This window comes from Chryseobacterium sp. AC405b, from assembly GCF_979258685.1.
Genome location: NZ_OZ409877.1, coordinates 1083467 through 1096643 on the forward strand (window position 1 = coordinate 1083467; position 13177 = coordinate 1096643).

General features: G+C 33.7%; 13 protein-coding genes. 9 read left to right on the plus strand and 4 right to left on the minus strand.

Annotation, left to right across the window (positions count from 1 at the left end; all coding sequences use genetic code 11):
- The first annotated feature begins 120 nt into the window (after nucleotides 1-120).
- The 4 genes from ACZZZA_RS05265 (at nucleotide 121) to ACZZZA_RS05280 (ending at nucleotide 3279) form a co-directional block, all read left to right on the plus strand.
- Nucleotides 121-969, plus strand: coding sequence for a hydroxymethylglutaryl-CoA lyase (locus ACZZZA_RS05265; RefSeq protein WP_463430145.1), 849 nt, complete (start codon nucleotides 121-123; stop codon nucleotides 967-969).
- A 3-nt stretch (nucleotides 970-972) separates the two neighbouring features.
- Nucleotides 973-1971, plus strand: coding sequence for a tetratricopeptide repeat protein (locus ACZZZA_RS05270; RefSeq protein WP_463430146.1), 999 nt, complete (start codon nucleotides 973-975; stop codon nucleotides 1969-1971).
- 9 nt (nucleotides 1972-1980) lie between these two features.
- A complete protein-coding gene (locus ACZZZA_RS05275) occupies nucleotides 1981-2382 on the plus strand; it encodes an OsmC family protein (RefSeq protein WP_463430147.1) in 402 nt (133 codons plus the stop codon).
- A 63-nt stretch (nucleotides 2383-2445) separates the two neighbouring features.
- Entirely contained in the window at nucleotides 2446-3279 is an 834-nt protein-coding gene (locus ACZZZA_RS05280; RefSeq protein WP_463430148.1) for a sulfurtransferase, read from the plus strand.
- A 217-nt stretch (nucleotides 3280-3496) separates the two neighbouring features.
- On the opposite strand, the gene ACZZZA_RS05285 is transcribed toward ACZZZA_RS05280, so the two are convergent.
- Both ACZZZA_RS05285 and ACZZZA_RS05290 read right to left on the minus strand, forming a co-directional pair.
- Nucleotides 3497-3823, minus strand: coding sequence for an SUF system Fe-S cluster assembly protein (locus ACZZZA_RS05285; RefSeq protein ID WP_267608192.1), 327 nt, complete (start codon nucleotides 3821-3823; stop codon nucleotides 3497-3499).
- A 3-nt stretch (nucleotides 3824-3826) separates the two neighbouring features.
- Nucleotides 3827-4528: a 3'-5' exonuclease gene (locus ACZZZA_RS05290; protein WP_463430149.1), complete on the minus strand. Its 702-nt coding sequence runs from the start codon at nucleotides 4526-4528 to the stop codon at nucleotides 3827-3829.
- Nucleotides 4529-4784: 256 nt separating this feature from the next.
- Here ACZZZA_RS05290 and ACZZZA_RS05295 point away from each other — a divergent pair, with 256 nt between their 5' ends.
- The 4 genes from ACZZZA_RS05295 to ACZZZA_RS05310 all read left to right on the plus strand — a co-directional run bounded on the left by ACZZZA_RS05295 (nucleotide 4785) and on the right by ACZZZA_RS05310 (nucleotide 9858).
- Complete coding sequence (locus ACZZZA_RS05295) at nucleotides 4785-6320, plus strand: YifB family Mg chelatase-like AAA ATPase (RefSeq protein WP_463430150.1); 1536 nt, start codon at nucleotides 4785-4787, stop codon at nucleotides 6318-6320.
- A gap of 251 nt (nucleotides 6321-6571) precedes the next feature.
- Entirely contained in the window at nucleotides 6572-7912 is a 1341-nt protein-coding gene (locus tag ACZZZA_RS05300) for a sensor histidine kinase (RefSeq protein ID WP_463430151.1), read from the plus strand.
- The gene (locus ACZZZA_RS05305) at nucleotides 7899-9230 is read left to right on the plus strand and encodes a sensor histidine kinase (protein WP_463430152.1); all 1332 of its coding nucleotides are present in this window, start codon (nucleotides 7899-7901) and stop codon (nucleotides 9228-9230) included. Before ACZZZA_RS05300 ends, ACZZZA_RS05305 begins: the two co-directional genes overlap by 14 nt.
- A complete protein-coding gene (locus tag ACZZZA_RS05310; RefSeq protein ID WP_463430153.1) occupies nucleotides 9220-9858 on the plus strand; it encodes a response regulator in 639 nt (212 codons plus the stop codon). The genes ACZZZA_RS05305 and ACZZZA_RS05310 overlap by 11 nt, the downstream gene beginning before the upstream one ends.
- A 121-nt stretch (nucleotides 9859-9979) precedes the next feature.
- Here ACZZZA_RS05310 and ACZZZA_RS05315 read toward each other — a convergent pair whose 3' ends face one another.
- Complete coding sequence (locus ACZZZA_RS05315; RefSeq protein ID WP_463430154.1) at nucleotides 9980-12181, minus strand: S46 family peptidase; 2202 nt, start codon at nucleotides 12179-12181, stop codon at nucleotides 9980-9982.
- Nucleotides 12182-12267: 86 nt separating this feature from the next.
- Here ACZZZA_RS05315 and ACZZZA_RS05320 point away from each other — a divergent pair, with 86 nt between their 5' ends.
- Complete coding sequence (locus ACZZZA_RS05320; RefSeq protein ID WP_463430155.1) at nucleotides 12268-12702, plus strand: META domain-containing protein; 435 nt, start codon at nucleotides 12268-12270, stop codon at nucleotides 12700-12702.
- Nucleotides 12703-12758: 56 nt separating this feature from the next.
- Here ACZZZA_RS05320 and ACZZZA_RS05325 read toward each other — a convergent pair whose 3' ends face one another.
- Nucleotides 12759-13172: a hypothetical protein gene (locus ACZZZA_RS05325; RefSeq protein WP_463430156.1), complete on the minus strand. Its 414-nt coding sequence runs from the start codon at nucleotides 13170-13172 to the stop codon at nucleotides 12759-12761.
- Nucleotides 13173-13177 lie beyond the last annotated feature (5 nt).

Consider the following 13177-nt stretch of genomic DNA (forward strand, 5'->3'; position numbering starts at 1 on the left):
TAATGGATCGAAATTATGAATCAATTATAAATTATTGGTTATCAAAAGAATCTTAGCTTTGTTTATTGCAAAGATCGAATTGTTTTAGTTTTATTATATTTGAGAAAATCAAAAGTGAACATGTTTCTTACAGAATGTCCCAGAGATGCCATGCAGGGTTGGGGAGAATTTATTCCCACTGCCAAAAAAATCGATTATATCAACTCATTAATGGAAGTAGGGTTTGATGTCTTAGATTGTCTGAGTTTTGTTTCGCCGAAAGCAATTCCGCAAATGGCCGATTCTGCTGAGGTTGCCGAAAATATCGACAAATCTTTATCCAACACCAAGGTTTCTGCTATTATCGGAAATTACAGAGGAGCTGAAAAAGCATTGGCGCATCAGTCTGTGGATATTTTAGGGTTTCCTTTTTCTATTTCTGAAACTTTTCAGCACAGAAATACCAACAAAAATCAGGAAGAGGCTTTTGATGATGTGGTTAAAATGCTGGAGCTTACAAAAAGTGAAGGCAAAGAACTGAATCTTTATTTCTCCATGGCATTTGGAAATCCTTATGGCGAAATGTGGAAATGGGAAGATGTAGATTTCTGGGTAAACCGTTTTTCTGAAATCGGAATTAAAAACATCTTACTCTCTGATACAACGGGAGTTGCAACAACGGAAACGATCTCTGTTTTATTTGAGAAAATACCTTCAAAATATCCGAATATTGATTTCGGAGCACATTTTCATAACCGATATGAAGATTCTTATTCAAAATTAAAATCTGCTTACGATAAAGGCTGCAGAAGATTTGATTCTGCCATCAAAGGAATTGGCGGTTGCCCGATGGCAAAAGACGATCTTGTAGGAAATATGCCAACCGAACAGGTGATCAATTTTATGAGTGTAGAAAAAGCAGAACATAAATTGAACTTGTTAAATTTTGAAAGTTCTTACAACAGAGCGAAGGATATTTTTCATTTTTAAATTATGAAAAAGTTTTACCTATTTATTTTATTCTTCTTCTGCTCAACTATTTTTGCCCAAAAAGTTCTGAAACTTTACAACGAAGAAAATTTTGACGACATCGTTACAATGGAAAAGGACAGCACTAGCTTAAGTGGAGAAGAACTTTACTATGTTGGTTACGCTTTTTTTAGAAAAGAAAATGATGTCAAAGCCATTGATTACTATAATAAAGCATTGAAAAAAGGCTTTGATAATCCGATGTTGTATTTCCAAAAAGGATACTCACAAATGTTTCTGAAACAATATGATCAAGCATTAAAAAACATAAATGTTGCAATTTCCAAAGCTCCTGTTGCTGAATTTTATATAGAAAAAGCAAAAATTTACAAAATAAAGCAGGATATTAATAATGAAGAGAAAACATATACCGAAGGTCTTCAAAACTCAGAATTAAAAGATGATAAATGGTATCTTGAATTAATAAAAAATGCAGGAAATTTTTATTATGCTCAAAGTAAAAATTTTCAGAAATCTGAGAAGATTTATTATGATGGAATTTCAAGATATCCTTCTGAATATATTTTGTATGAAAAACTGATCAAATCTCTAAATGCTCAAAATAAATTTATGGAGGCTAACAAGATCTTTGATCAAATGAAAAGCTTTTATGCAGAGAAAAAGCTGCCAGAAGATAATATGAAATTTAAAAATCTTGCAGTTGACAATTTTCAATGGAACAATCAATGGATTAATGTCTATAAATCTTTTGAAAAGCCTAAAAAAACGCTTGAATCAATTTATACAGTATATTTGATTAATAAATCAGGAGAAAAAATAGAGCGCAAATTTAATATCGAAAAAACTCTTCAAATTGAGAAAACAGATGTCGAATTTGTTATATGCGAAGAATCTAACGAAGGTCACACAACGTTTCCAATCGGATTTGTAGATGATAGCTTTACTTTAGAAGATTTGCGATTTGAGATAAAAAAGATCCTTAACAAAGGTAAAGGAGAATAAAATAATTTTATGACATCAAAAATAACATACATCGGCGGACTCAGATGTTCAGCAGAACATTTACAGTCAGGAACCATCATCGAAAGTGATGCGCCAACAGACAATCACGGGAAAGGAGAAAAGTTTTCACCAACCGATCTTTGTGCGACCTCTTTGGCAGAATGTGCATTGACAACTGTTGCTATTTTAGGTAAAGACAAAAATATTAATATTGACGGAGCATATTGTACCCTTCAAAAAATTATGAAAACGGAGCCGAGAAGAATTGGCGAAATTGTATGTAATTTTGTTTTTTCAGACAGTTATTCAGATAAAGAAAAAGCTTTCATTGAGGAAACAGCTCACAATTGTCCGGTAGCGAGAAGCCTTCACCCGGAATTGGTACAGACCATGATTTTCATTTATCAATAAATTCACCGCAGAAATTTCTGCGGTTTTTTGTTGCTGATTTCTTTTAATTTAAATCAACTCAACATGTCTCCAATCATTTCACCTGCAGCATTTAAAAATATTTCAAAGAAACATCTCATTATTCTTGATGCACGAACCGGAAAAGATATACATGAAATTTATCTTCAAAAACACATCAAAGGAGCAAGATTTATAGATTTGGATACAGATTTGGCAGAAATTGTTGACGATGCCGCTTTTGGTGGAAGACATCCGCTTCCAAACGTCGAAAAATTTGCTGAAACGGTTTCTCGCTTGGGAATTTCAGAACATTCTCAAATAGTAATCTATGATGATAAAAACGGAGCGAATGCCGCAGCAAGAGCTTGGTGGATGTTAAAAGCTTTCGGCTTAAAAAACGTCCAGGTTTTGGATGGAGGATTTCAGGAAGCTGAAAAACAGAGTTTGGAATTTTCATCTGGCAAAGAATCTTTTGAGAAAGCTGAAATTGTCAAAAGAAAAGATTGGCTTCTTCCCATGTCAACCTTAGAAGATGTTGAAGATGAATTGATAAGCCATTCTGCGACAGTGATCGATGTAAGAGATTCTTATCGGTTTAAAGGTGAGTCTGAACCAATAGATCTAATTGCCGGACATATTCCGGGGGCAATTAATATTCCTTTTTCAGAAAATTTAGACGAAAATGGATATTTCCTGAAACCTGAAATTTTAAAGCAGAAATATGTACAATTACTAGAGAATAAACCAGAAAAACTAATCATTCATTGTGGCTCCGGAGTTACGGCTTGCCATACAATTTTAGCTTTAGCCTATGCCGGTTTTGAAATCCCGAATCTATACGTGGGTTCTTGGAGTGAATGGAGCAGAAGAGAAGGAAGGGAGATTGTTACAGAATAAAGTTTTGAAGCTGGGAGAATGAAACCGGAAGTTGTGACTAGCCATAATTTATGAGAAGTACATTTATCATAATCTATTATTAGTAAGTAAGCAGATAGGTATTTTGAATGAAATTAAAATACAAAAACCCGGGAAATTTCCCAGGTTTTCTATTGTTCTTATATTTTGAAAAAGGTAGTTTTGTCAAAAACTTCCAGCATCCATCTTCCTTTTTTTATTAAAGCATTCCCAACTCAAATTTTGCCTCTTCACTCATCATATCTTTGTTCCAGGTGGGTTCGAAAGTAAGCTCCAAATCTACTTCTTTCACATTTTCTACTTCTTTCACTTTATCCTTTACCTCTTGCGGAAGACTTTCCGCAACGGGACAGTTAGGACTCGTTAAGGTCATGATGATTTTCACATCGGCTTCTTCCGAAATCTGAACATCGTAAATCAATCCCAACTCGTAGATATCCACCGGAATTTCCGGGTCGTAAACTGTTTTTAGTACTCTTATAATTTCTTCACCAATGTCGGCAATCTGATCGTCTGTAAAGTTCATTTGTTAATCTAAATTGATATTTCTCTGCAATAAATCCTCCTGACGCATACGCCGGAAAATGTTTGCCAAAGTTAAGACATCTTTTTCACAATAGTCAACTATTCGTTGCAAGTCTTTTTCTATGTAGTAAATTGATGAAACCATTGATCCGTCGATGTCGTCTTTCGGAGTAGGAATTCCGAATACATGGGCTAAAAGCTCAAGTGAAATAAAGCTTTTGTAATCTCCGAATTTCCAAAGTTCCATTGTGTCAAGATGCGGAATTTCCCACGGTTTTTTACCAAAAATTTGGAAAGGAGAAGGTGGCTGCATCCCGTTTATCAGAAAACGTCTCGCAATCCATGGAAAATCAAATTCTTTTCCGTTGTGAGCACAAAGAATGACATCACGAAGCCTTGGACTATTAAAAAGTTCACCAAATTCCTGCAGTAATTTTTTCTCATGATCACCGAAAAAACTTTTAATTCTTAGCGTTTCATTTTTTTCAAGCATTCCAATTGAGATACAGATGATTTTGCCAAATTCTGCCATGATTCCTGCTCTTTCATAAAAATCTTCTGGTGAAATCTCATCTTTCCGTTGGAATTTTGTTTTTTTATCCCAAAGTTTCTGTTCTGTTTCAGGTAATTCTTCCCACGAACCGGAGTTTGGAACTGTTTCAATATCAAGAAATAAGACTTTTTCTAATGGAATGTTTTGTATCATTTTTGTGTCTGTTTTACAAATTTAAATTTTCGATTACTATCTATAACTTCATAGGTTTTTAGAACTATAAAGTTTTCATTTAAAATCTATTCCAAATCGCAATCGGCATTTCTCGTTCTATAACTGATCTTCATTTTTTAATTTGTTCATAAAAATGATTTGATGTAAAACAAAAATAGAATTTACAAATAAAAATTAATAATTAATTTGTGAAAAATAAGTGAAAAATTTATAATTTTACTCAAAACACGACATAATGTTGATTAAAATTTACGGTAGCGCAATTTTCGGCGTATCTGCACAAACAATTACGATAGAAGTCAATATAGACACCGGCGGTGTTGGCTATCATCTTGTAGGTCTCCCGGATAATGCAATTAAAGAAAGCAGCTACCGAATTTCTGCCGCTCTGAAAAATGTAGGCTTTAAAATTCCCGGAAAGAAAATCACAATCAATATGGCTCCTGCGGATCTTCGGAAAGAAGGTGCTGCTTATGATCTGAGTATTGCAATGGGAATTTTGGTGGCTTCAGACCAAATTGTAGCAGATAATATTCAGGAGTATATCATCATGGGTGAATTGTCTCTGGACGGAAGTTTACAACCCATAAAAGGAGTTTTACCAATTGCCATTCAGGCTCGTGAAGAAGGTTTTAAAGGAATTATTCTTCCTAAACAAAATACCAGAGAAGCCGCAATTGTGAATAATCTCGATGTTTACGGCGTTGAAAATATTAAAGAAGTCATTGATTTTTTTAATGAAGGAAAACCGCTTGAGAAAGTAGTTTTAGACACCCGAAAAGAATTTCAGGATAAGATCAATAGTTTTCCGTTTGATTTTTCTGAAGTGAAGGGTCAGGAAACAGCAAAACGAGCAATGGAAGTTGCAGCAGCAGGCGGACATAACATCATTCTTATCGGGCCTCCGGGAAGTGGAAAAACCATGCTGGCAAAACGTGTTCCCAGTATTTTGCCGCCGCTTACTTTGAAGGAAGCTTTAGAAACCACAAAAATACATTCTGTTGCCGGAAAAATGGGGACTGAAACTTCTCTGATGACGGTTCGGCCTTTTAGATCTCCGCATCATACCATTTCGGATGTTGCTTTGGTCGGCGGTGGAAGTTATCCTCAACCGGGTGAGATTTCTCTGGCTCACAACGGAGTTTTATTTTTAGACGAAATGCCGGAATTTAAAAGAACGGTACTGGAAGTAATGCGACAGCCTTTAGAAGATCGTGAAGTTACCATTTCAAGAGCGAGATTTACGGTAAACTATCCTTCGAGTTTTATGCTGGTTGCATCGATGAACCCAAGTCCGAGTGGGTATTTTCCTGATGATCCTAATAATACTTCCTCGGTTTTTGAAATGCAACGATATATGAATAAACTTTCGGGTCCGCTTTTAGACCGAATTGATATTCATGTGGAAGTACAGAAAGTTGAGTTTGAGCAATTAGCTGAAAAAAGAAAAGGCGAAAAAAGCGAAGACATCAGAAAACGTGTTTTGATTGCCCGCGAGATTCAGAATGAGCGATATAAAGATCTGTCGATCAGTTATAATGCTCAAATTGGTTCGCGAGAATTAGAAAAGTTTTGCGAATTAGATGATGCTTCATTTAACCTCATCAAAATGGCAATGGAAAAACTGAATCTTTCTGCTAGAGCGTATGACAGAATTCTAAAAGTGGCAAGAACTATTGCAGATTTGGAAGAGTCTGAAAATATTCTGTCGCATCATATTTCTGAAGCGATACAGTACAGAAGTCTGGATCGGGAGTTTTGGAATGTTTAATTTTAATTTATTCCTCAATATAATTCATTTCTTAGAGATTAAATATTCAAAGTTTATCCTAAGGTGCATTTCAATTTATCCTAAAGTGTAAATCTTCCTTCATTTAAAAACTTCATCTTTGGTATATAAAAAGTGAATAACTTTTTTTTCATCATTTTGTGTTAGCAGGGAACAAATTTGTTCCCCGTTTTTTTTAATTTAAAGCTAGCCTGTTACAAAATATTCCTTAACTTTAATTTATTCTGTTGTTAATGTCACAAATGATTCCGTTTTTCAATAAAATACATCTTCTCCGTATTATTAATAACGGAACGCTTCAGCATAAGAATGTAGCAGAGAAAAACAAAATTCAAATTCTGAATGCAATTTCTATTTCCGTCTATTTTTTAACATTACTTGTCACCGTAATCTATTTGATTTATGGTTTTTACTGGATGGTTTTTTTAAACGGTATTGTTTTCTCTGTTTATTTTATCAATAAAAATTTCTTAGAAAAAGGATATTTTCTTTTAACAAAAGTTTTTGGCTTACAGGGTATTATTACTTATCTCTTTCTTTGCGGCACTTTTCACGGCTATCCTATTACTTTAACGCATTATTACACCATACCGATTATTGCATGTCTGTTTGTATTTTCTGCGAAAGAGGGATATTATATGATCTTTTTTATTGTGCAGCTTGTCACTTTGTTTTTTATTCAGGCACTTTATCCAGAGCATTTATTTTCGGTGAGTTTTAATATTCTTTCTCCTGAAAGAAAAGAATTGCTGAATATAATTTTTCTTTTAACGATGAGTGTTTTCCTTCTCTGGCTTGTGTTTTTAATTGTCTTCATTGTAGAAATTCAGGAACAAAATTTAAAAAAATTAAAGACAAGGCTTTTTTTCGTGAAAAAAACGCTTAAGGTACATAATAATGAGTTGCAGACTTTTGGTTTGGCGGCCACTCATTCACTTAAAACCCCTTTGTTCATTATTAATAGTTTTTTAAATAAAATTGAAAGCAACGTAAGGGATAAAAAAGGACAACAGAACGACTATTATTTTAACCTCATCAAAGAAAGTAATCAACTCAATGAAAAATATTCTAACGATCTGATTTCTTATTTATCCATTTATAATATTGTCAACAGCTTGGAAGTTTTCGACCTCCGTCAGTTTATTGAAAAATGTTGCAAAATCTATAAAATAAAATATAAAGAAGCTCATATTGTAAATCAGGTTGAAGAGAAAATGATAATTTCTAATGCTTTGCTTTTAGAAATTATCATTCAGAATATGGTAGATAATGCTTTGAAATACAATGTTTCCGAAGTTCCGGAAATAAAAATTTATGCTAAAAGAGAGCAAAATATTTTATCTGTTTTTTTTAAAGATAATGGCATCGGAATCAGTAAGGATTATGTACAAAAAATATTCGATCCTTTCAACAGAATTAACGAAATCGAAACTTCTGCAGGAAGTGGATTGGGCTTAACGATTTCAAAACTTGCTGCTTTTAAAATGAATGCAACGTTGGATTTATATTACAGCAGTAAAGAAAAAGGTTCCATTTTTAAATTAGATTTGACTGATGAAAATGAGACACATTAAATATTATTTTTTAATTAAAATAGCAAGATTAATGTACATCGGTTTTCACAAGGAGAATTCTGAGGAAACCAATGTGAAGATTATTTTCTTTAATATTCTTAATTTCAGCTATCTTGTAAATCAATGTATTGCGACGTTTCTTTACCTGTTTATGGGGGTTTACAATAGTGCGGTTTATTCTTTAGTATTAATGCCTGTCCCGTTACTGGTATATTATCTTAATCATAAAAGAAAATATTTGCTCTCCAAAGTATTTATTTTCATCTATTATAATGTGATTATTTTTGTGACATCCTGTTATTTTTCCCATCCTTATCTTTCCTATTACTATATTCCTGTGATTATCGGTTCTGCGATTGTTTTTAATACCAAAGAGCTCAAATATTTATTACTCATCAATTTATTATCTTTTTCATTGTTAATGATCGAAAACACTTCGTTAAACCAATATCTGCCTCGTTTTTATCAGGATGAAAATCACAGAAAAACCACAATTATTGTTTTAACTGTTCATATCAATTTTATTGTAGGGCTTCTTTTTATGTATGCGTATTACATGCATCTTAAAATGAAAAGATTGATAAAACTTAATAAAACTTTGAAAGACGCAAAAATTAAGTTGAAAAACCAATCTGCCGATTACTTCCTTTTCACTGAAGCTTCCAGCCATTTTTTGAAATCTCCCATTTATGTTTTCAATACTTTTATTGGGAAAATAGAACAAGGAATTCATGAAAATAAATCTTACGACGAACTGAAACCCTATTTCTCTGTAATTAAAAAAAATATTGAAGAGGAAGAAAAATTTATCAATAATATGTTCGATTATAATAAAATAATCCTCACCATACCACAAAAAAACAGGCATAATATGACGCAAATTATAACTAAAAGTTTAGAAAATTTCAAAAAAAATAAATTAGATTTTGAGTATAGTGTTGACAGCCAGGAAATTGATTTGAAAATAGATGCAACATTACTAAGCAAAATTGTCATTATTGTTGCAGAGAACGCTTATTATTATAACAAAAACAAGGTTAAGTCATTAAAAATAAATTATATTATCCACAAAGATAATTTGACGATTAACTTCACCGATAACGGCATCGGAATCAATGAAACGTATTGTGAAAATATTTTCAAACCTTACATAAGAATTAACAGCATAGAAAACGTACAAGGAACCGGGATAGGATTATTAAAAGCCAAAAAAGCGGCAGAATTGATGGATGCACAAATTGTTTTGGCGCAAAGCAGCGATTCCGGAACCACTTTTCAATTAATCATTAACACAAATAATAAAAAAGATGAAAATTAAGATTGCCTTTGTAGAAGACAATAACCTCTTTTATCAATCATTAAAATTACTGCTTCTTGAAAGCGAAGAATTTGATATTGTAGGAATGTTTTCTAATGCAGAATCTTTGATCAGAGATTTCCCCTACATTCTTCCGGAAATTGTTTTGATGGATCTCAATCTTCCCGGAATGTCTGGTGTAGAAGCAGTTTCTGTCATAAAAAAAGATTATCCCGAAACCAAATTGATTATTTTAACCGTTTTGGAAGATGACGAAAATGTCTTCAATTCATTGAAAGCAGGAGCAGATGGATATTTGCTGAAAAAAGATTCTTTGGAAAAAATAACCGAAAAAATTCTGCTGATTCAAGATGGAGGAGCACCGATAACGTCTTCTATCGCAAAAAAAATAATTGATTATTTCAAGACTGAGGATGACAGAAATAGCACTTCGGAAATCAATACCCTTAATCCCCGCGAATTGGAAGTTTTAAATCATATCTCAAACGGACTTTTAAATAAGGAAATTGCAGGCAAATTATTTTTATCGATTGATGCCATTAAAAAAATTGCACAAAGCATTTATGAAAAACTGCAGGTAAGAAACCGGGGTGAAGCAATAAAAAAGTATTTGGATCACAAAAAGTAAAATTTCTGTGAATACTTTTTAGTCAGCATTTTCTGGTATCTGAATACTCGTGAAGGATAAGAGCTACAAAAAAAACCGTGAAATCAAATTCCACGGTTTTTTAAATATTATTTAGAAAAAATTATTTCTTTTTCTTTTTTGCAGGAGCTGCAGTTTTTATTTTAGATGCGCCTGTATCAGCTGGAGTATTCTCGTCTCTTACCAATTTCAATTCATCTACAATTCTTCTTGCACCTGCGTATTTATCGATTGTCCAAAGAACAAAACGAATATCTACACTGATGGTTTTCTGCCATTTATCTTCAAAAACAATGTCACCACTTAATGCTTCGCTGTTTCCGTCGAATGCGATACCGATTAGGTTTCCGTCTCCATCAATTACCGGAGAACCAGAGTTACCTCCTGTAATATCATTGTTTGATAGGAAGTTTACCGGAAGGTAACCTGCTTTATCAGCATATTGACCGTAATCTTTAGCATTCTGAAGAGCAATTACTCTTTGTGGAAGATCAAACTCTTCGTCACCTGCTTTGTATTTACCTACCAAACCTTCCATGGTTGTGTAGTAGTTTTCTGTTACACCAAAATAGTTTCTGTCTGTTCTGATTGGCAAAGTATCAATCTGCCCATACGTTAATCTCATCGTAGAGTTTGCATCCGGGTAGAATTTTTTCTCAGGCATTGCTTTCATCAAACCAGCTAAGAAAAGACGGTTGTTTTTTGCAAAATTATCATCAATTAAAACAAATCTGTCATTAGACGCTTTCTGATCTGCAGCAATTCCTCTGGCAATTTTCAAAAGAGGATCTGCATCCAGTTTCAAACGATCCGGATTCAAAACAAAATTGGTTACGGATGTTTTATTTGCAAATACTGAAGAAAATGCAATATTCGACAATGTGTTTGCATCTAAAGCCATAATTGTAGGAGAAGCTACATCTTCTTTTACTCTGGTTTTGTAAAGATTGACCAAAGAATTAAGCATTTCACCTTCCAGATCAGTATTGATGTTGTCGTAAGCATCTTTTATAGCGGCTTCCACTTTTGGTTTCATCGCTAATCTCCCTGCCATATCTTGTTTTGCATATGCATCTAATGTAGGTGCCATCTGAAAAGCAAGAGCAATATATTTCGCATTTCTGGTTAAAAGAGATGCGTAGTTTCTTTCTACGTTTCTGTCTGAAACCTGCTTGTAATAGGTAGCAATTTGGTCTACAACACCGTCATACATTTCATTACCTGGCTGTGCAGCCCACTGTATGAAAGTCTTTTCGAGGTTTTGTTTTTCGGAAATTGTTCCGTTTTTTTCAACGGCATCTATTGTTCCTTGTCTGTTTTTCCAGTAGTTTGCTACAGAAGCGTATTGTGAAGCATAACCTAATTGGGTTGCTTTATCTTTATCCATATACTTCTTCATGACATCCATCGCCATTTTAGAAGTTTCTACCCAAGCCGGATAGTCTTTAGAAACCATTTGATTGATTCCGTAAGAAGTAAGGTAACGGTTTGTTCTTCCAGGGTAACCCAAAATCATTGAGAAATCACCAGGCTTAATTCCTTTAAGAGAAACCGGTAAAAAGTGTTTAGGTTTCAAAGGAACATTGGTTGGCTTAAATTCTGAAGGATTACCAGCTGCATCAGCATACACTCTGAAAACCGTAAAGTCTCCTGTGTGTCTTGGCCACTCCCAGTTATCTGTATCTCCACCGTACTTTCCGATTGAAGATGGTGGTGCACCTACCAGTCTGATGTCTTTATAATCCTGATAAACGAAGTAATAAAATTCATTTCCGTTAAAGAAATCTCTCACTACAACGGTATATTTTCCGTTTTCAGAATTTTCTGTCTGAATTGCTTTTGTTTCAGCATCAATTACAGCTTTTCTGTCGGCTGCGCTCATGCTGTTGTTTAATTTAGAATTGATTCTTTGCGTAGCATCATCCATTCTCACCAAAAATCTTACGTAAAGATCTTTAGAGTTGAATTCATCTTTTTCTTTCATCGCCCAGAAACCGTCTTTCAGGTAATCCTTTGATGGAGTAGATGCGGAAGCAACGGCACCGTAACCACAGTGGTGATTGGTGAAAATCAAACCTTTGTCTGATACAATTTCTCCTGTACAAAACCCTCCAAAGCTTACAATTGCATCTTTCAGACTAGAATTGTTTACAGAATAAATCTCTTCAGGAGTAAGGTGAAGACCTTCTTTTTGCATATCGACACCATTAAGTCTTTTGATAAGCATCAACAGCCACATTCCTTCATCTGCTCTCATTTGAGCAAAACCTAAAAGAAAAGTGAATAATAAAAATATTCTTTTCATTTTTTAAAATAATTTTTGTGGGGCTAATTTACTAAATTTTCCTTTAATCTATCCTTAAATGGTATGGAAATGGGTGAGAGAGTGGTATGAAAAACATTTTATCACTTCTTTCTGCTTTTTTCATTTTAAGTTTGGTTTTAAATTGTTCTGCTGCAAAGTTGAGTAATCCTCACTATCAGAGGGAATGGATGTTGGTTTCTTTCGATCAGTTTATCAAACAAGATTTGATAGAGAAGAAGGCTGGAATTAATTTAACCGGAGAAAAAACAGGTAATCTTGTGAAAGGAACCGCAACAATGGGATGCAACAGAATTTTTTTCTCTTCAGAATTTAAAGATAATAGGAAACTGAAAATTTCAAATCTTGGAAGTACAGAAATGGCCTGTCAAAATATGAATCTGGAAGATGCTTTTTTGAAGAAATTTGGAAATATGACCCAATATACAATTGAAGGTCATCGAATGATGCTTTCTGATGATAAGGGAAATGAAATGAAGTTCATCGCCGCAGATTGGGATTAAATAAAAAAGAAGTCCACACTAGTGCAGACTTCCTTCTATGAAAAATGGTTTTTGATTTAGTTTTTCGGAATCGTTTTTTTTATTTCTTCTAAAGTTGCCGTGTTGTGCAAACCCTGAACTGTAATTGAATGATTTGTCGAAATACTTGCTTTGCGATTATTTTGTCTGTTAGGAATCGAAGCTAAAACTTCTTCAAAACTGGCAGTATTTGGAAGTAATTTTCCCTGATTGTTGCTTTGGTTTTGAATTTTTTCATTTTTCGCTTTTACTTCGAGACCTTGTTCAGAAGCTAAAGTCGTATTCTGATCTTTTTTTAAAGAATAAACTTTGTTTTGTTCATGCATCTTTTGTTCGAAAGCTTTTGCCTCTTTCAAAACCAGTTCCTGATCCTGAAGTTCTGTTGATTTTCTTTCCTGTGCATAAAATGTTACGCTTAAAAGCAAAAATGGGATGATGTATAATGATTTCATGATGG